The 19,377-nt window shown below is 66.0% G+C and carries 15 protein-coding genes; 12 read left to right on the top strand and 3 right to left on the bottom strand.

The genetic code is table 11. The features are described from left to right. Positions 1–60 precede the first annotated feature (60 nt). Entirely contained in the window at positions 61–1,719 is a 1,659-nt protein-coding gene (locus ACR42D_RS00670; RefSeq protein ID WP_484564950.1) for an NAD+ synthase, read from the top strand. On the opposite strand, the gene ACR42D_RS00665 is transcribed toward ACR42D_RS00670, so the two are convergent. Continuing rightward, on the bottom strand, positions 1,716–3,485 hold the full coding sequence (locus tag ACR42D_RS00665) for a 6-hydroxymethylpterin diphosphokinase MptE-like protein (RefSeq protein ID WP_484564949.1): 1,770 nt from the start codon (positions 3,483–3,485) through the stop codon (positions 1,716–1,718). The genes ACR42D_RS00670 and ACR42D_RS00665 overlap by 4 nt on opposite strands. A 172-nt stretch (positions 3,486–3,657) precedes the next feature. On the opposite strand from ACR42D_RS00665, the gene ACR42D_RS00660 reads away from it, so the two are divergent. The 7 genes from ACR42D_RS00660 (at position 3,658) to ACR42D_RS00630 (ending at position 10,238) form a co-directional block, all read left to right on the top strand. Then, positions 3,658–4,143 (top strand): hypothetical protein, encoded by a 486-nt coding sequence (locus ACR42D_RS00660; protein WP_484564947.1) that lies wholly within the window; start codon positions 3,658–3,660, stop codon positions 4,141–4,143. Positions 4,144–4,166: 23 nt separating this feature from the next. After that, positions 4,167–5,315: an NAD(P)/FAD-dependent oxidoreductase gene (locus tag ACR42D_RS00655; RefSeq protein ID WP_484564946.1), complete on the top strand. Its 1,149-nt coding sequence runs from the start codon at positions 4,167–4,169 to the stop codon at positions 5,313–5,315. Between the two features lie 102 nt (positions 5,316–5,417). Then, positions 5,418–6,821, top strand: a complete 1,404-nt coding sequence (locus ACR42D_RS00650) for a sigma-54-dependent transcriptional regulator (protein WP_484564945.1) — start codon at positions 5,418–5,420, stop codon at positions 6,819–6,821. Positions 6,822–7,155: 334 nt separating this feature from the next. Further along, the gene (locus tag ACR42D_RS00645) at positions 7,156–7,602 is read left to right on the top strand and encodes a hypothetical protein (protein WP_484564944.1); all 447 of its coding nucleotides are present in this window, start codon (positions 7,156–7,158) and stop codon (positions 7,600–7,602) included. 2 nt (positions 7,603–7,604) lie between these two features. Continuing rightward, positions 7,605–8,159 (top strand): MarR family winged helix-turn-helix transcriptional regulator, encoded by a 555-nt coding sequence (locus ACR42D_RS00640; RefSeq protein WP_484564943.1) that lies wholly within the window; start codon positions 7,605–7,607, stop codon positions 8,157–8,159. 121 nt (positions 8,160–8,280) lie between these two features. Continuing rightward, the gene (locus ACR42D_RS00635; protein ID WP_484564942.1) at positions 8,281–8,997 is read left to right on the top strand and encodes a class I SAM-dependent methyltransferase; all 717 of its coding nucleotides are present in this window, start codon (positions 8,281–8,283) and stop codon (positions 8,995–8,997) included. 5 nt (positions 8,998–9,002) lie between these two features. After that, positions 9,003–10,238, top strand: coding sequence for a glycosyltransferase family 2 protein (locus ACR42D_RS00630; RefSeq protein ID WP_484564941.1), 1,236 nt, complete (start codon positions 9,003–9,005; stop codon positions 10,236–10,238). Positions 10,239–10,705: 467 nt separating this feature from the next. On the opposite strand, the gene ACR42D_RS00625 is transcribed toward ACR42D_RS00630, so the two are convergent. Next, positions 10,706–13,615, bottom strand: a complete 2,910-nt coding sequence (locus ACR42D_RS00625; RefSeq protein WP_484564940.1) for an insulinase family protein — start codon at positions 13,613–13,615, stop codon at positions 10,706–10,708. A 217-nt stretch (positions 13,616–13,832) separates the two neighbouring features. Here ACR42D_RS00625 and ACR42D_RS00620 point away from each other — a divergent pair, with 217 nt between their 5' ends. Next, positions 13,833–14,465, top strand: a complete 633-nt coding sequence (locus ACR42D_RS00620; protein ID WP_484564939.1) for a peroxiredoxin — start codon at positions 13,833–13,835, stop codon at positions 14,463–14,465. A 135-nt stretch (positions 14,466–14,600) separates the two neighbouring features. Continuing rightward, the gene (locus ACR42D_RS00615; RefSeq protein ID WP_484564938.1) at positions 14,601–15,170 is read left to right on the top strand and encodes a dienelactone hydrolase family protein; all 570 of its coding nucleotides are present in this window, start codon (positions 14,601–14,603) and stop codon (positions 15,168–15,170) included. A gap of 407 nt (positions 15,171–15,577) precedes the next feature. Here the strand turns inward: ACR42D_RS00615 and ACR42D_RS00610 are convergent, their stop codons facing one another. After that, on the bottom strand, positions 15,578–16,462 hold the full coding sequence (locus tag ACR42D_RS00610; RefSeq protein ID WP_484564937.1) for a universal stress protein: 885 nt from the start codon (positions 16,460–16,462) through the stop codon (positions 15,578–15,580). 117 nt (positions 16,463–16,579) lie between these two features. On the opposite strand from ACR42D_RS00610, the gene ACR42D_RS00605 reads away from it, so the two are divergent. Continuing rightward, positions 16,580–17,167 (top strand): DUF4390 domain-containing protein, encoded by a 588-nt coding sequence (locus ACR42D_RS00605; protein ID WP_484564936.1) that lies wholly within the window; start codon positions 16,580–16,582, stop codon positions 17,165–17,167. An 11-nt stretch (positions 17,168–17,178) separates the two neighbouring features. Next, positions 17,179–19,371, top strand: coding sequence for a sensor histidine kinase (locus ACR42D_RS00600; protein ID WP_484564935.1), 2,193 nt, complete (start codon positions 17,179–17,181; stop codon positions 19,369–19,371). Positions 19,372–19,377 lie beyond the last annotated feature (6 nt).

The raw sequence follows: 19,377 nt of genomic DNA, 5'->3' as shown, positions 1-19,377 counted from the left end.
AACCAGGAAAGAACCCGGGTGCGTATTGCCCCCGGCGCGGCTTTGGCGTATCAGGTCCCCATGAAAATAGGCGTCCTGCAACTCAATCCCATTGTCGGCGATCTGGACGGCAACGCGGCCAGGATACTGGACGCTGCCCGCCGCGCGCACTCCCTGGGCGCGGACCTCTGCGTGACTTCCGAGATGGCTCTGACCGGCTATCCGCCCCGCGACCTGCTGCTCTACGAAGGGTTCGTGGACCGCGTCCGCGACCGGGCCGACGAGCTGGCCAAGGCGCTCGCGGACGGCCCGCCCCTGCTGCTGGGCGCGGTGGAACGCAACCGCACGGGCCAGGGCAAGCCGGTCTTCAACTGCGCCCTGTTCTGCGAGGGCGGCCGGGTGACGCGGTCCGTGCGCAAGACCCTGCTGCCCACCTACGATGTGTTCGACGAGGCGCGCTACTTCGAGCCCGGCCCGGAAGGCGACCCGGAGGCCAACATCATCCGCATGAGCGGCCTGACACTGGCCGTGACCATCTGCGAGGACGCGTGGAACGACAAGGACTACTGGGACACCCGGACCTATGCGCGCGACCCGCTCGAGGAGGCCTCTGCCCAGAACCCGGACATCATAGTCAATCTCTCCGCCTCGCCCCTGTTCCTGGGCAAGCAGCAGCTGCGCGAGGACATGCTCGGAGCCGTGGCCCGCAAGTACGGAGCGCCCATGGTCTACGTCAACCAGGCCGGGGCCGACGACGACCTGGTCTTTGACGGCCGGTCCTGCGCGTTCACGTCCGACGGCGGCCTCATGGCCCGGGCCAAGGGGTTCGAGGAGGACGTCATCGTGGTGGACACGGACACCCCCTCGGCCAACACCGTGGCCGACGACGATTTCTGCCGCGAGGCCGAAACCTGGCGCGCCCTGGTCGTCGGCACCCGCGACTACGTGCGCAAGAGCGGCTTTTCCAAGGCCCTGGTCGGCCTGTCCGGGGGCATCGACTCGGCCGTGACCGCCGCGGTGGCCGCCGAGGCGCTGGGCGCGGACAACGTGACCTGCGTGCTCATGCCCTCTCCCTACTCCAGCAAGGGGTCCATCGACGACTCCCTGGAACTGGCCGAGAACCTCGGGATCAAGACCGTGACCCTGCCCATCGAGCCGATCATGGCCCAGTTCGAGAAGACCCTGGCCGCACCCTTTGCCGGATATAAGCCGGACACCACCGAGGAAAACATCCAGTCGCGCATCCGGGGCAACCTGCTCATGGCCATGTCCAACAAGTTCGGGGCCCTGCTCCTGACCACGGGCAACAAGTCCGAGTTGGCCGTGGGCTACTGCACCATCTATGGGGACATGTCCGGCGGGTACGCGGTCATCTCGGACGTGGACAAGACCGGGGTGTTCAACGTGGCCAAATGGTACAACGCGAACGTCGCCCCGAACATCCCGGAGGCGATCATCACCAAGCCCCCGTCCGCGGAGCTTAGGCCCGACCAGAAAGACCAGGACTCCCTGCCCGACTACGCCGTGCTCGACGCCATTTTGGCCCTCCACATCGAGCACCACCGGTCGCGCAAGGAGATCGTCGCGGAGGGCTTTGACGAGGCCACGGTGAACCGGGTCCTCAACCTGGTGCGCGCGGCGGAATTCAAGCGCCGCCAGGCCGCGCCCGGCATCAAGCTCACCCCGCGCTCATTCGGCACGGGCTGGCGCATGCCGCTGGCCTGCCGCCGCGACCTCTAGAGGGATTTGACGGCCCGGCGCAGAAGGTCGAGAAACTCGCCGCTCATGGCCAGTACGTTGCGGAAATAAAGGCGCAGCCCCTTGCGCCGGGACGATTCGTCTCCGTCGAAAACCTGCCTATGAAACAGACGGTTGTGGAAGCCCCCGCGCCGTTCCGCCAGATAGGTGACGTTGTTCTTGTCCAGCTGGTCCAGGATGGCCATGCCCTTGGCGGTCATGGCCGGGGTGTCGTCGGCCAGCATGGCCCGGGCGGCCTCGGCCACGCTGGTCCACAGCCGGATCTCGCCGCGCAGCCAGCGGCCCGCCTCCCCTGCGTCCACGCGCGGCGGCTCGGGCCTGTACAGATCCTTCATGTTCGGCACCGTGCCCGACAGAACGGGCTCTTCGTCGAACTCGATACCTTCCCCGTAAAGGATACTCGCCTTCGAGGTGTTCACGCAGGGCACCCCGGACACGCGGATCTCCTCGGTCAGCCACAGGGCCGCGTCCAGGAAGTTGAGCGTGGTGAAAAGCGGCTCCCCGAAGGGCGTGGTCACCGGGCAGAGTTGGGGATGTTCGTTGATCAGCTCCCTCTCCTTGGTGCCGGGCGCGTCCTTGACCGTGCCCCGGGCGTAGCTCAGCCCCCACGGGTTGGCCGAGGCCAGCTGGGCCCCGATGAGCACGCAGCGTTCGCACCCCAGGTAACGGGCCAGGGAAAAGGCCGTGGAGATGACCGAGCCGTGGAGCCGGAGGGAGTCCCGCTCCCCGAATATCTGCGGCAGAAACGAGCCGAACAGGTACTTCTGGCGGAAGCGGTCCCCGCCCAGGTCGGACAGGCAGTGGCCCACCAGGATGGTCCCGGGCATCTTCGGGATGTGCTTGAAGACGACCCCGGAGGCCACGGATGTATCGTTGATGACCACGAAATGCGGCTGGATGCCGGCATCGGCCAGGGGCTTGACCGCGTTGTTCACGCAGATGATCACGCCGCGATCCCGGTTGCGTTTTATCCAGTCGAGCTTTTCTGGCAAATCCGGCCCGGCGGCCACCAGGACGGCCTCGGTCCCGCGCAGCCGGTTGCGCAACCCGTTGATGGGCGGCGCGGTCAGGTATTCGCCCACGTTCTCGAAGGCGTGCAGCTGCTGGTCGTAGAGCAGCCCCCGGTGGATCTCCCGCAGGGGGCGGGACAGGCTCAGGGCCTGGCCGGACAGTCCGTAGATGGCGTGCCGGTAGTGCAGGGTTTCCAGATATTCCACCACCCGGTCGGCCCATCCGCCGTAGAGTTCGCGCACGCGGTCGGTGACGAAAAAGGCCGGGGTGCCCAACCGGAACATGTCGCCGGGGAGCATCTCCTGCAGGGGAGGATCAAAGGAGCGGGGTTCACCGGTAAAGCAGAACAGGTTGGCCCGGTTCAGCCCGGCCAGCTTGAATTCCTCCAGAAACCGGATGAGCACCCGCTCGTCCGGCTCGAACAGGATCACCACCGTGGCCTTGGAAGCCAGGGCCGCGCGCAGCTGCGGGGTGTCGGCCGTGCCGAGCAGGACCACCAGCCTGGTGCCGGAGAGCGCCTCCTCCATGGAGGTGGCCGGCGCGAACAGGGTGTAGGCGGCGGTCGACGGGTCCTCAAAGGGATGGCGGAAGGCGGGGTTCTCGAACCGGCATAGTTGGGGGTGATCGGAGAAACGATGCGGGCCGGGGTCGGCGTGGCCGTCCCCCACGGGCTCGACCTGCACCCCCCGGCAGAGGATGCCCAGCTCCACCAGGGCGGCTATCTTGCTGTTCTCCATTTCTCCCCCCGGGCTTCCCGGTTCACGGTTTCACACTGTGCAACTTGGCCCCGGCCCGCAGCTTTTGTCAAGGGAACCGGGCCTCTCCGGGCCGCAGCCGCAGGCAAGGCTTTTTTCTTGCCGGGTTTCATAGTATAGGAACCACGCGGAACACGGTTTTCAGGGAGGACGCATGCACGACTCGAAACGGCGGAAAAAATCGGCGGAATGGATCCGGAACATCTTCCTGGTCCTGGTGGCGGCCGCCATCATCGCCATCTTCTTCAACCTGGACCTGGTGCGCAAGGGCGAGTCCGTGTTCTCCAACACCGCATCCAAGAAGCTCCAGTTTACCGGAGGGCTCGGGCGCAAGGCCTACACCGGGCGGGAGATCGAGCGCATGCTCGGCTACATCAAGGCGCGCAACGACCTCTTCCAGGAGGTCAAGGTCCAGGCCTCGCCCCAGGACCGGTACAAGGCGGTCACGCCCGATACGGACGTCCTCTTCGAACTCCATGTGACCATGGCCGACGGGTTCACCTTTTCCACCCCGACCCGGCGCGTGGCCCGGCGCGACCTGGTGGTCTCCCTCCTGAACAAGCTGGACAAGGACCTGCGCGCCTACCAGAAACTGAAGAAGGAAGGGAAAAACCCCTCGTCCATGATCAATCTCATGTGATCCCTCCAGGGCATGCCGACGCTATGACCAAGATTTTCGACACCATCGTCTGCGGCGGGTCGCTGGCGGGCAGCGCCGCGGCCGCGACCCTGGCCCGGCAGGGCCGCTCCGTGGTCGTCCTGGACAAGGCCGAGTTCCCTCGCGTGAAGCTCTGCGGCGGCCTGCTCACCTGGAAGACCATGCGCCTCCTGGACCTGCTCTTCGGCGAGACCCCGGAGACCCTGCGCGAGCACGGCATTGTCAAGTACGTGTCCGACCGCTACACCATCCGCTCCTTCACCTCGACCCTGGCCGAAGGGACCGTGTCCTACCCCTTCCACCTGACCGACCGGGCCGAACTGGACAACCGGCTGCTCTACCACGTGCGCCGGGCCGGGGCCCATGTCCGGGAGGGCGAGGAAGTGGTCCGCTGCGACCCGGAAACGGGCGAGGTCTTTCTCAAGGACGGCCAGGTCGTCCGAGGCCGATACATCATCGGCGCGGACGGGGCCCACTCCACGGTGCGCGCGTCCTTCCCGGAGGTTAATATCAGGGCCATGCGCCGCTCCACGGCCGCGACCATCGAGGTCAGGATTCCGGCCGCCGATTTCCCCGAGCCGGTGGACCGGCCCATCCTGTACATCGGTTTCCTGGAAGCGGGCTACGGCTGGGTCTTTCCCAACGGCGACCATCTGCTCGTCGGCATCTGCGGCCTGCGCCGCAAGGACACCCACTTCGCCAAGCTGTTCCGGGCCTACCTCGACGTGCTCGGCGTGGACCCGGCCGTGCTCACCCACCAGCGCGGCCATCCCCTGCCCTACGGCAGTTTCCTGCACGACCCGGTGCACGCCAACGCCCTGCTCGCCGGGGACGCGGGCGGCTACGTGGAGCCGCTCCTCGGCGAGGGCATCTTCTACGCTCTGTGCACCGGCATGTACGCGGGCCGGGCCGTGGCCGACGCGCTGCAAACCGACACCGATCCGGGCCCCGAATATCTCCGCCGCCTGCACCATACCATCCTGCCCGAACTCAACGGCTCCAACACCTTGCGCTGGGTCCTGTTCCGGGCCATGAAGCTGTTCGGCAACAGGGCCATCAGCCGGTTCGTCAACCTCGGCGCGGGCCCGCTGGGCGACATGGTCCACGGCAAGCGCTCCTACCACTGGCTGAAGAAAAAGGACTGGGGGTTCTGATAGTCCCGGCCGCGAACAAGCCCCCGGCTTGAATCATCGCGCCGGGTCATCTATAAGGAGGGACGGCGCGACCGCGCCGCACGACCTCGCAAGGGAGCACCCATGGCCGCAAACATCCTGATCATCGACGACGAAGAGACCATCCGCCTTTCCCTGCGCGGCATCCTCGAGGACGAGGGGTTTTCCGTGGTCGAGGCCGAGTCCGGCGAGCAAGGGCTCGAACTGCTCGGCACCGACATCCCGGACATGGTCTTCCTGGACATCTGGCTGCCCGGCATGGACGGCCTCAAGGCGCTCGAGATCATCTCCCGCGACTACGAGGGGCTGCCCGTGATCATGATCTCGGGCCACGGGACCATCGAGACGGCGGTCAAGGCGCTCAAGAAAGGGGCCTTCGACTTCATCGAAAAGCCGCTGTCTCTCGAAAAGGTCGTGGTCTCGGCCCGCAACGGGCTGGAATTCTCCCGCCTGCGCCAGGAGAACCTGGCGCTCAAGACGCGCATCTCCTCGGAGCAGCCCATCACCCTGACCGGCGAGTCCCAGCCCATCGCCGACCTCAAGGCGGTCATCGGCCGGGTTGCGCCCACCGAGTCCTGGGTGCTCATCACCGGCGAGAACGGCACGGGCAAGGAGATCGTGGCCCGGTCCATCCACAACCAGTCCTCGCGCGCCGACCGCCCCCTGGTGGCCGTCAACTGCGCGGCCATCCCCGAGGAACTCATCGAGTCCGAGCTGTTCGGCCACGAGAAAGGGGCCTTCACCGGCGCGGAAAAGGCCCAGGAAGGCAAGTTCGAGCTGGCCGACGGGTCCACCCTGTTCCTGGACGAGATCGGCGACATGTCCCTCAAGACCCAGGCCAAGATCCTGCGCATCCTCCAGGAGCAGGCCTTCGAGCACGTGGGCGGACGCAAGACCATCAAGGTGGACGTGCGCGTCATCGCGGCCACCAACAAGGACCTGGCCAAGGAGATCGAGGCGGGCAATTTCCGCGAGGACCTCTACTATCGCCTCAAGGTCTTTCCCCTGGAACTGCCGCCCCTGCGCGACCGGACCGGCGACATCCCGCTGCTGATCAACGACTTCATGGACACCCTGGTCCGGCAGCACGGGTTCAAGCCCATCGCCTTCTCGCCCGAGGCCCTGGACGTGCTCCAGCAGTACCCCTGGCCCGGCAACGTGCGCGAACTCAAGAATTTCGTGGAGCGCATGTTCATCATGTTTGCCGGCGACACTGTCACCGCCGACCGGCTGCCGCCCGAGTTCAAGCCCGCGCCGCGCGCCGCCGCGTCGGACAGCGCCCAGGCCCCGAAAGCCTCCCCCATGGACGACCTCATCAACAAGGGCCCGGCCGACCTCAAACAGGCCCGCGCCGACTTCGAGGCCCGGTTCCTCGAAGCCAAACTGCGCGAGTTCGACGGCAATATCTCCCAGCTCGCCAAGGCCATCGGCCTGGAACGCAGCTCGCTGTACCGCAAACTCAAGGCCTATAATATCCAGACGGATTAAAGGCACGGGGAAGGGGAGAGAGGGAATCTTTTGGGAAAAGGTTCCCTCTCTCCCCTTCCCCCGGACCCCCATCCCCTCTCTCCCCTTCCCCCGGACCCCCATCCCCTCTCTCCTTCCTAAACTTTTTGGGGCCGCTTCGCGGTGGGTTCGGGAGTAGTTTAACGGACTGCTTTCTTTGCGATTCTGTGTGGGAACCCGATAATTATGAGATAAGAACAAAACAGGAAGGTACCTTTTTATCTTGACAGGCGGGATTGGGGGACTATATTCGAAGAGAAAAGGAAGGCACCTACGCAAATCGGCGCCATAATCATAAACCGAAAGGAGTAAGAACATGTTTGGCTGGAATAACGATGCATACGGCGGCAGAGGGTTCGGACGAGGCAATCGCGGGCAGGGCCGTGGACGGCGCGGCGGCGCGGAGGCCGGATTCGGCCAGGGCGACGGCAGAGGCCGGTCGGGCAAGGGGGTCGGGCGCAGCCTGGGTCGCGGACGGAACCGGTCCGGCTATGGCGACGGCTTCGGCCCGTGCTACGGCCAGTCGCAGGAGAGATTCGACGACTTCGGCCAGAGCCGGATGGGGCGCGGGCCGTGCGGCATGGGGCTGAACCGGTTTTGGCCGGGCCGAAGCGGCGCGTACCGGCAGGCCATGGACACCGCCGACGGTTTCGGCAGTAGTTTCGGACCCGAAGCCGGGGTCTGCCCGCTGTGCGAGCAGCACTGCCCGCTGAGCGCCCCCTCCTGCCCCAAGGGCGAGGCCTACGCCGCGAGGATGCGCTAGCCATGAGCCCCGACAATCACGCAAGCAACGCCGAGCTGGCCGGGCTCTTCCGCCTGGCCTCCCGGCTCATGGCCCGCGCCTCCCACCGCCAGGACTCCGCCCACCACGCCCAGCACCAGGTCCTGTCCATCCTGCTCGAAAACGGGCCCATGCCCCAGGGCGAACTGCTCGAGATCCTCGACGTGCGCTCCTCGTCCCTGAGCGAGCTGCTGCGCAAGCTCGAGGACCGGGAACTCATCCTCCGCGAGCGCAACCCCGAGGACCGGCGCGGCTTCATCATCTCCCCCACGGATCAGGCCCGTTCCCTGGCCCCGGACAATGACAGCGGCACGGACAGTCAGTTCGACTGCCTGGACCAGGCCGAGCGCGATCAATTGCGCACCATCCTCGGCAAGCTCGTCGCCACCCTGCGCGAGGACCCCATGACCGGCGGCCCTGGACGCGGCTTCGGCAGAGGCGGACGCGGCAATGGTCCGGGCGGTCGCGGACAAGGCTTCGGCAAGGGCCGGGGCGGACGCGGCCAGGGCATGGGCCGAGGACGGCGCGGCGGGCGCTAGACGGCTTCCAGCAGGCGCGCTTCAGGCGGCTTCGACCAACTTTTCCGGCCCCCCCTGTTTACAGAGAGGGGTATGATGGTCATACTTTCCGGAGAAGACGAAACCGACCAAGGACGCCGCCATGAGCTGGGACCCGGATAGATACGAAGCATGGTTCGATACCCCCGAAGGGCGCTACGCCCTGGATCGGGAGGTCATGCTGCTCCAGGACGTCCTGGCCGGATGGCCCCGGCGCAAGCGCAAGATCCTGGAGATCGGCTGCGGCACCGGCCTGTTCATGGAGACCCTCTATCAGATGGGGCTCGACGTCACCGGCATGGACAAGTCTCCCGAGATGATCGCGGCCGCGCGCCAGCGGTTCGGCAGCCGGGCCGAGTTGCACGTGGGCCACGGCGAACACATGCCCTATTCGGACAACGAGTTCGACTACGCCCTGCTCTGGTCCGTGCTCGAATTCTCCGACGAGCCCGAGGCCATGCTGGCCGAGGCAGCGCGCGTGGCCGAAAAGGGTCTGGTCATCGGCTTCCTGAACAAGAACTCCCTCTACTACTACATGAACGTGCGCGGCACCGAGTCCTCCCTGGCCCGGGCCCACTGGTTCACCTGGTGCGAGATGCAGGACCTCGTGCACCGGGCCACGGGCTTTCGGCCCACCATGGCCCGCTCGGTCCTGGCCGGGCCCATGAAGACCTGGAAATCCTCCACCCTGTCCAACCTGGCCAACGGCCATCTCCTGCCTCCGGCCCTGGGCGCGTTCGTGGCCGTGCGCGTGGATTTCGTCAACATGAAGCCGCTCACCCCGCTCTTCGCCTGGAAGGGCGAGCCCGAAATGGGCTAGGCGGCATGGCTGGGTCCCGCTTCCGACTGTCCGTCGTCATCCCGGTCTGGAACGGCTGGGACCTGACCGAACCGTGCCTGCGATCACTGGCCGAGCACACCCCGGGCGACGAATTCCAGGTCATCCTGGCCGACAACGGCTCCACGGACCAGACCCCGACCGCCGCGCCCGCCCTGGGCCAAACCCTGTTCGGCGACCGCTTCGTCCACCACCGCCTGCCCGAGAACCTCGGCTTCGCCAAGGCCTGCAACGCGGGCGCGAAAGCCTCATCCGCCGCGCATCTCTTCTTCCTGAACAACGACACCCGAGTCACGGCGAACTGGCTGCCGCCGCTCATGGACACCCTGCGCGCCGACCGCCGACTGGCCGGGGTCGGCCCCCTGCTCCTGTTCCCGGAAGACGACTCCGTGCGCGCCGGACGGGTCCAGCACCTGGGCATCGCCGTGGCCGACAACATGGAGTTCCGCCACCTCTACGAATATTTCCCGCAGGGCCATCCGGCCGTGCTCCGGCAACGCGCCTTCAGCGTCATCACCGCCGCCGCCCTGCTCATGCCCGCCCCGCTGTTCCACGCCCACAACGGCTTCCACGAAGGGTTCGTCAACGGCATGGAGGACGTGGACCTGTGCTGCCGCATCGCCCAAAAAGGCGGCCGCTTCTCGGTCGCGCCGCACAGCGTCATCCACCACCACACCCACGGCACCGAAGGCCGGTTCGATCACGAGTCCGCCAACCTGCGCCTGCTCCGCTCCCGTTGCCGCGACGCCCGCGAAGACTTCTGCGCCTTTCTGCGCGAGGACGGCTTCGAACCCGCCCTGACCCCATGGCTCGATCTCGCCGTGCGACTGCCCGAGCCGCGCCTGGCCGAACTCGACGCCGAACTCGACGCCACACAGGACGCCGACCGCCTCCACGCCCTGCTCCTCCAGGAGCCACTCTGGGACCAGGGCCACGCCCGCCTGGCCGCCCTGCTCGAACAACAGGGCAGCCCCCGCGAGGCCATGGCCGTGGCCTACCTCCGCTCCCTGCTCTGCCCCGGTCCGGACGCCTTCCGCCAATGCACGCGCCTGCTGCGCCTGTGCGGCATCCCCCGCATGGCCGACCGCTTCGCCGCCCGGCTCAATGCCCTGGAGCACACCCTGGCAGACCGCGAAGGACTGCGCAAAAAGGCCCGCTCCCTGCTCCACACCACCCGCGATGCGGCCGTCCGGCTGCAGATCGAGACGTTCCTGGCCGAATAGGTCCGGGGAATCGGGGCGCGGCCCCAAACCCCGCTGGGGCGCTGCCCCAGACCCCGCCAGAGAACCCTTTGAAAAGGGTTCTCTGGACTCTCCCAAACTTTTTGTGTCGCCTGCGGCGAAAGGGCTGGGTGCGGAGAGGCGGATTGTTGCGCGTGGGGTGTGGAGGGAGCTCGGCCGGGTGGTGTTCCGAAGTGTTCGCGCCGGACGCCCACGGGCCTCGGTGGGCCGCCCGGCGCGAACACTTCGGGACGGCTGCCAACCCCGCCCTGTCCTGCGGGGGAAACATGACAATCCCACGTTGCGGCGTTTTCTAATGGGGGAAAAGACGCTTTAACCGCATTCGCAGCCCGCGAAGCGGCAACAAAAAGTTTGGGAAAAGGAGGGGATGGGGGTCCGGGGGAAGGGGAGGAAAGAACCCTTTTCAAAGGGTTTTTCCTCCCCTTCCCCCGGCCGCCGGAGGCATTCTTTTACAGAACCTGTTTGATATCCAGGTCCAGGCCGCTGTTTTCCATGGCGAGGGAGTCGCCGAGGACGCAGATGTCGCCGTTTTGGGCGACGGTGCGCACGGCCTGGGCGAGTTGGCGGTAGTCGTTTACCGAGGCGTTCAGGGCCTGTTCGCGCACGGTTTGCAGGTAGGCGTCGTCCTGGTTGGTCAGGTGTCGGGCCAGGGCGGTGAAGCCCTTGGCGTCGGGCAGCTGGTAGGCGTCGATCTCGCCGATGGCGCCGATGATGGATTTCTCCAGCTCGTCCGCGTCGATGCTCACGGTTTCGAGGTAGTTGGCCAGACCGTCAAAGGCCTTGACCGTGTCGGCCACGTTGGGGTCGCGGTAGGAGACGAAGGCCAGGGCCCCGGCCAGGCGGTCCATGATGCAGAACGCGCCGTAGGCTCCGCCCTGCACGCGGACCTTTTCCCAGAGATAGCCGGTGCGAATAAGCTTGTTGACCACCTGGGCCGCGCCGGTGAGCTGGATGCCGTGCTCGGTCAGGCCGCACCCCTTGCCCACGTAGTTGACCTGGGCCGGGATGGCGAGGCCTTCGCGCGCGGGCAGGGTCGGGACGGCGCGTTCGGCAATGGCCGGACCGGCGGCGGGCAGGGCCTCGACCACGGCCTGCATGGCGGGCTCGGCCAGGGCGAAGAGGTCCTGGTCCATGGTGGCGTTGAGGATCAGGGTGCTTTGGTTGAGCAGGAGCGTGCGGAACTGCTCCAGGTCCTTGGCGACCTTGCGGAAGTCGTCCTCGATGCGCTTTTCCAGGTCGCGCAGGAAGAACAGGTTGGTCAGGCCGGTCATGGCCTCGTCCATGGCGTGGGCCGCGTGGGTCCGGGCGCGCAGCCGGGTGGCCACGATCATGTGGCCCGAGGGCACGAGGCGCTGCTCGGCGCGGGCGCGGGCCTCGGAAACGATGCGGCCGATGCGCTCCTTGTTGTCGAGCTGGGCCGAGGTCAGGATCTCGGTGACGATCCCGCAGGTGTCGACGATACGCTCGCCCGTGGCCTTGGTGCGCAGGAACAGGCGGGCGGCGGCGTCCTTGGAGTCGCGGATGGGCGAAGCGAACGGCTGGGCCCAGATGCCGCCCGAGGTCCGGGCGATGCGCTGGGACAGGTCGACATAGTCGCGCTCGGTGGTGCCGGATTCGGTCAGGGCGCGGCCGAAGACGCCCGCATAGGGCAGCAGCGCGTCCGGGATGACGGACAGGTCGAAGCCGAAGTCCAGGTAGGCGATGCCGTTGGTGGCCAGGTCGTGGAAGAGCAGCTCGCGGCCGCCGAGGGTGCGCACTTCCGTGGGGATGGGCCGGTTCTCGGCGGGCAGATCGGCCACGGACAGGCGTGGGATGGTCTTGAGGGCCTCGGGCGCGTCGGGCTCGGCCTGGAGGCGCTTGAGTTCGGCCGCGTCATCGATGACCGCCTGAATGCCGTCCGGGGTCAGGGCCTCCTTGGCCGCTTTCAGCCGGTCGGACTCGGCTTTGGCCTGGGTTCGGGCCAGCTTCTGGTCGGGCTCCAGGAGCACGGTGGTCCGGTGCGGGTTATGCAGGAACAGACGGGCCAGGAGTTCCTCGAAGATCTTGTCGCCGTTTTCCAGCCACGTCTTGATGTTGGCCAGCGGCTTCTCAAAAGGCAGCAGGGCCAGGGGATCGCCCTCGTTTTCGTCGTCATCGTAGAGCCAGGTGGACAGGGCCTGGAACATGAGTGACAGGCCGCGCGGATAGGAGCCGGTGTTGTTCTCGCGCAGGGAGAACTCCACAGAGTTCACGGCCGCCTCGATGTCGCGGGCGTCGATGCCGTTCTCGACCAGTTCCTTGATGGTATGGAAGATGATCGACTCCACCTTGACCGCGTTGGACGGGTGCATGCCCTTGAGGCCCACGGAAAAGAACATCTGGCGCATATCGGCTTCCAACCCCACGCCGGCCAGGTCGTCGCCCAGGCCGGAATCGGTCAGCGCCTTTTTCAGCGGCGAACTGGGCAGGCCGATGAGGATGTGCTCGAGAATATGCAGGGCCAGGTTCAAGTTGGCGTCCGCGGTCTCGGCCAGCAGCCAGTTGACCGTGAACATGCCCTTGGCCAGCCGGTCCGAGGCCGGGTAGCCCTTGCGCACGGTCTTGGCCTCGGCGAAACGCGGCTGGAGCGGCACCCGAGTCTTGGCCACGTCGATGGCCTCGTACCGCGAAAAGACCGCGTCCAGGATTTCAAGTCGCTTTTCCGGATCGTCGTCGCCGTAGAAGAAGGCGTACCCGTTGGACGGGTGGTAGTGGTCGCGGTGGAAGGCCATGAACTTGTCGAAGGTCAGGTCCGGGATGACCGCCGGATCGCCGCCCGAGTCCAGGCCGTAGGTGGTCTCCGGGAACAGGGACTGCTGGGAGTGTTCGTAGAGCAGGGAGTCGGGCGAGGAGTACGCGCCCTTCATCTCGTTGAAGACCACACCCTTGTAGGCCATGTCGCGGTCAGGGGACTCCAGCTCGTAGTGCCAGCCCTCCTGCTTCAGGGTGTTCTCGGTCAGGCGCGGGTGAAAGACCGCGTCCAGGTAGACGTCGATCAGATTGTAGAAATCCTGCACGTTGGCCGAGGCCACGGGATAGCAGGTCTTGTCCGGGAAGGTCAGGGCGTTGAGGAAGGTCTGCAACGACCCTTTGAGCAGCTCCACGAACGGCTCCCTGACCGGATACTTGTCCGAGCCGCAGAGCACCGAGTGCTCCAGAATATGGGCCACGCCCGTAGAGTCCTCGGGCGGAGTGCGAAACGAGATGCCGAAGACCTTGTTCTCGTCGTCGTTGATCATGGACAGGACGCGCGCGCCCGTTTTGTCGTGGCGGTAGACAATGGCCGTGCTGGCCAGCTCCGTGATTTCCATTTCCCGTATCTTGGTGAAGCCGAAAGTCATAAACGCTCTCTTTTCTTTTGTATTCGATCATGCGCCGGGCGCCCTAAGCCGGAGCCGCCCCGCAGGAAGCCCCGGTATACACTACCATGACCCGCCGGGCAAAGTGCGGAAAAATGCAAAAAAACCTTGACGGAGACCCGGCCTGTCCTTAGTGTCTTGAAAACGGTAATCATTCCTACAAAAAATTCAACCTCTGAAAAAAGAAAGGGAAAATAATATGAGCAACGAATTCGAGTCCAACGATACCATGCCTGATTTCGCCAAAGTGGGCCAGCCCGTGCCCGAGTTCACGATGGAGGCCTTCGACCCCACCGAGGGCGGTTTCACTGAGGTGGACCTGGGCGCGCTGCGCAAGGAAGGCAAATGGGCCATCCTGTTCTTCTATCCCGCGGACTTCACCTTTGTCTGCCCCACCGAACTGGCCGACCTGGCCACCCGCCACGAGGACCTGAAAAAACTCGGAGCCGAGGTGATCTCCGTGTCCACGGACACCAAATTCTCGCACATGGCCTGGCGGTCCGACGAGCGCATGCTGGAAAACGTCAAGTTCAAGATGGCCGCCGACCCCACCGGTGAGATCTCCCGGTTCTTCGACGTCTGGGACTACGACACCGGCCTGGCCCTGCGCGGCACCTTCGTCATCAACCCCGAGGGCGTGCTGGTCTCGTCCGAGATCAATTTCTACAACGTCGGCCGCAACGCGGATGAGCTGGTCCGCAAGGTTGAGGCCAACACCTACCTGATCGACCACCCCGCCGAGGTCTGCCCGGCCAAATGGACGCCGGGCGAAAAGACCCTGACCCCCAACGACGGGATGGTCGGCAAGGTCTACGAAGCGCTCAACGACTAGACGGCAGCGATCTCACACTCTCGCTGACCTGTTGCATGAAACGCCCCCTGCCGGACGGTCCGGCAGGGGGCTGTTTTGGTTGCGGCCCGGCCACGCACGGCCTATGTTCGGCGCACCCGCAACCACGGAGCGAACATGGAGATCATCCTGGCCACCGAAATCTGGGGCCGCACGCCCCACACCGACGCCCTGGCCGACCGGTTGCGCCCGTACGCCGACCGCGTGACCGTGGCCGACCCCTTCGACGGCCGCGACCCGCGCTTCGCCTCCGAAGAACAGGCCTACGCCGCCTATCTCGACCACGGCGGACTCGAACCCTACGCCCGCCGGGTCACGGACCTGGCCCGTCAAGCCGCGCACCCGGCGCTCCTCATCGGCTTCAGCGCCGGGGCCGGAGCCGCCTGGGCCGCCGTCTGCACCCGGGGTCTCCCCATACTCCGCGCCTGCTGCTTCTACGGCTCCGCCATCCGGACCATGACCGACCGCGTCCCCTCCGCCCCCGTGGACCTGATCTTCCCGGACGCCGAGCCCCACTTCGACGTGGACGAACTGGCAACCACGCTCCAAGCCATTCCCCTGATCTCCTGCCACCGAGCCGAAGCGGGCCACGGCTTCATGAACCCCCTGTCCGCCAATTACGACGAAACCGCCAGCCGCCACTGGACGGACTGGCTGGTGCGCCTGACGGGTGAGCTGGGGAGATAACTCCGGCTTTGCGGACCCCTTCGGGGAGACCAGGGCGCTGCCCTGGACCCGCCAAAGAACCCTTTGAAAAGGGTTCTCTGGACTCTCCTAAACTTATTGGGTCGCCTGCGGCGAAGGGCGTGGGACCGCCTTCCGCCGTTCCGGTGGGCGATTTCTTCGCCGCCGTTCAAAAACGCCGCGAGACCGAAATTTCAAGCCCGCAACTTCCCACCTGTGGCGTTGGCTACCGGCGCGAACCCTTCGGGACACCACCCGGCCGAACTCCCCCCCCCCACCTCACGCGAAGCACTTCGCCATCCCGTGCCCGCACGCCCCTGCCGAAGGCACACAAAAAGTTTGGGAGGTTCTTAAGCCGTCGGAGACGCCCGCCCGGCGAGTGCCCACCGGAGGCTCCCCCATGCCCCTCCCTACTTGCTGATCCACAGCGCGGTGTCCTGGAGCTGACGCAGGAGGTTGACGGACACGGTGCTGGGAAAGAGGTTCTCCATGCGGGTCTGGGAGCCTGTGCCGCGCCGTCCCACGGCCACGGCGGCGTAGTGTCCGGCGCGGGCCTCCTTGAGGATGGCTTTGACCGGGTTGCGGCCGGTGACGATCTTGATGTCGATGCGTTCTTCCGGGATGCCGTGTTCGCCGAGGATGGCCAGGGCCTCGTCGAAGATGCGGGCGGACCGGACCTCGGCGTAACCTGTCTGGGCCACGTGAAAGAGGGTGAAGGACTGGCCCGGCTCTTCGGCGAGCATGTAGCCGGCGTGGTCGGCCATGCGCAGGGCCGGTTCCGAGCCGTCGAGGCAGAGCAGGACGTTCCGGTGGGAGACCTGGGACGGGCGCTTGCAGACCCAGATGGGGAAGTCGATGTCCTGCCACAGCAGGTCGTGGCACACGGAGTTTTCGAAAATCTCCTCGAACCAGGTGAACCCCTTTCGGCCGAGGATGAGGGCGTCGTAGAGGCCTTCGCGGGCCTCGGCGATGAGTTCCCGGGCCGTGCCCAGGCGGGAGTGGACGATCTTGGTGCGGATGTTCTCGCCGTCGCACCCGGCGATGTCCATGATCCACCGCTTGGCGTCTTCCAGGGCCTTCTTGCCCTTGCTTTTCTTGTGGGCCACGAGGCGGTCCACGGCCTCGTCCGAGGGCGGCAGCCCGGCCTCCTGCCGGTCCCACAGGACCGAGCGCGGCGCGGCGTAGAACAGGGTCAGCCTGAGGTCGCAGAACGAGTCGAAGGTGTCCTTGAGAAACCGCAGGTTGTAGGAGGCGGCGCGGTCGTCGCCGATGGCGAGGAGCAGTTCTTTCTGCACGGGGGAACTCCTGTTGAATGGGTGGAATCCTGAGACCAGCCATAACGTGTGGGGCCGGGAAAAGACAAGGCCCGGTACTTGTCCTTTAAATCGGGGGCTGATACATCCTCAAGGACTATGCGTACCCCTGACCACATGCGGGCCGGATCGTTCCCGGCCGTCCTTCTCCCGACCGCGTTTCTGGCCGCCCTGATCCTGGCCAGCGCGGCCATGGCCCAGAGCCTGAGCCTGAAGGCCCCGACCCTGGCCAACGAGAACGGGCGGCTCACGGCGCGCTTCGGCATCGTGGTCGAAGACAGGCCGATCCTCAAGGGCGAGTTGGAGGACGGGGCCGTGCTGGTGCTCAAGTGCGAGGTCAGCCTGTCCGAGCCGCGCGACTACTGGCTGGACAGGGAGATCACCGAGGTCCATTTCCAGAGCCGGTTGAGCTTCGACCCGCTGACCCGCGAATTCGTCATGACTCTGCCCGGCAGGCAGACGCCGCTGCGGGACACGGACCTGAGCGCGGTCCTGGACGAGGGCTGGGGGTCCATCGGCGTTACCCTGGGTTCCTGGGCTCTGCTCGACCGGGGCAAAAAATACTCCCTGCGGCTGCACACCTCCATGAACGAGGAGGACGCGCCCGAGGGGATGATGCGCTTCTTTTATTTCTGGTCCTGGGACGCCGGGGCCGACAACGCCTTCCAGCTGGATTTCACCTTCTAGGGGGCTGACGCGTGACCCCCGATCCGATCCGCATCAGCCCGACCAGCAGCCGGGACCAACGGCGACACCGGCGCGAGTACATCATCGCGCTGATCTTCATCTTTCTCATCGCCGGGCTGACCTGGGCCGAGCTCAAGTACCTGAGCGGCGACTACTACCTGATCCTCAACCTACTCATATTGAACGTGGTCTTTCTGCTGGCCATGCTCTTCTACGTGGCCCGCAACGCGGTGCGCCTGGTCCTGGAGCGCCGCCGCCGGGTGCTCGGCTCCAAGCTGCGCACCCGTCTGGTCCTGGCCTTCATCTCCCTGTCGCTCATCCCCACGGTGCTCATCTACCTGGTCTCGGTGAAGTTCGTGCAGACTTCGGTGGACTACTGGTTCAAGGGCCAGGTGGAGGAGTCCATGGAGCAGGCCCTGGAGCTCGGGCGGGCCTTCTACGGCTCGGCCCAGGACCGTCTGGAGCGGCGCGGCGCGGTCATGATCAAGGACATCGTGGACTCCAAGTTCGCCTGGGGCGGCAAGGCCATGGACAAGTACCTGAACCGCAAGTTCGACGAGTACGACCTGAGCCTGGTGGGCGTCATCACCCCGGAGGGCAACGAGCAGAACACCCACGCCTCGGCCCAGTGGAGCCAGGCCTGGCCCGAGATCAAGGAGAAGATCGACTGGCAGTCCCTGCGCGCCGACCCGCGCTCTTGGACGACGATCATCCCCAAGCCCGGCTCGGACCTGGTCCTGGGCGTGACCCCGGTGGACGAGGGCAAGACCGGCTATCTGGTGGTCGGCGAGACCGTGGGCCAGGGGCTGCTGCACCGGCTCGACCAGATCGTGCGCGGCCTGGACGAGTACAAGAAGCTCAAGACCCGCAAATATCCGTGGAAAATGAATTTGTACCTGACCCTCGGGGTCATGGCCCTGCTCATCATCCTGGGGGCCATCTGGTTCGGGTTCCGGCTGGCCAAGGAGCTGTCCGCCCCGGTCCAGGCGCTGGCCGCGGGCACCGAGCGCATCGGGCGCGGCGATCTGTCCGTGCGCCTGGAGGACCGCTCGGATGACGAACTCGGCTTCCTGGTCCAGTCCTTCAACCGCATGGCCGAGGACCTGGAGCAGAGCCAGAACTCTGTGCAGCAGGCCAACGAGCGCCTGGCCCAGCAGAACCAGGAACTGGAGCGGCGCGGCCAGTATATCGAGGCCGTGCTCAACAACATCACCTCGGGCGTCATCTCCATGGACGCCGAAGGGCGCATCGGCACTGTCAACACCGCGGCCGAAAGCATCCTGGGCATCCCCGGAGAGCTGCTCATCGGCAAGGTCCCCTACCGGTTCCTGTCCGGCGATTTCGCGAACATGGTCGAGGAGGCCCTGGCCCAGCTGTCCACCAAGCCCGGCGGGGTCTGGCAGCGCCAGCTGGACCTGCCCGTGCGCGGCAAGCTGATCAAGGTCCTGGTCAACGTGGTCTCGCTGAAGAACGTGGGCGGCCGGGACGCGGGCCACGTGGCCGTGTTCGAGGACATCACCGAGCTGGAGAAGATCCAGCGGCTGGCCGCCTGGCGCGAGGTGGCCCGGCGCATCGCCCACGAAATCAAGAACCCGCTCACGCCCATCAAGCTGTCCGCCCAGCGGCTGCAGCGTAAATACGGCGAGCGCATTGACGAGAACACCTTCAACGAGTGCACCGGCCTGATCGTCAACCAGGTGGAGCGGCTCCAGAACATGGTCACCGAGTTCTCGGCCTACGCCAAGCTGCCCGAGGTCCAGCCCCGGCCGGACAAGCTCGCCCCGCTGCTCGAAGAGGTCACGGCCATGTTCGCCAACACCCACCGGGCGATCAAGTGGGACCTGTCCCTGCCGTCGGACATCGGCGAGTTCCCCTTTGACCGCGAGGGCATCCGCAAGGTGCTCATCAACCTGTTCACCAACGCGGCCGAGGCGCTCAAGGGCATGCGCGGCGGCGAGGTCCGCATCAGCGCCGTCCATGACGCGGACGCGGGCACGGTGACCATCTCCGTGGCCGACAACGGCCCGGGCCTGCCCAAGGACTCCTCGCGCATGTTCGAGCCCTACTACACCGAGAAAAAGGGCGGCACCGGCCTGGGCCTGACCATCGTCCGGTCCATCGTCGCGGACCACGGCGGCATGGTCCGCGCCGCCTCCAACCACCCCAAGGGCACGGTCTTCATCGTCGAACTGCACGACGCCTAGCCGCCT

This window comes from Pseudodesulfovibrio sp. lm2024, assembly GCF_051175575.1.
In the GTDB taxonomy this organism is placed as follows: domain Bacteria; phylum Desulfobacterota; class Desulfovibrionia; order Desulfovibrionales; family Desulfovibrionaceae; genus Pseudodesulfovibrio; species Pseudodesulfovibrio caledoniensis.
The sequence above is the reverse complement of the archived record's forward strand: the minus strand, read 5'-3'. Positions and strand labels throughout refer to the sequence as shown.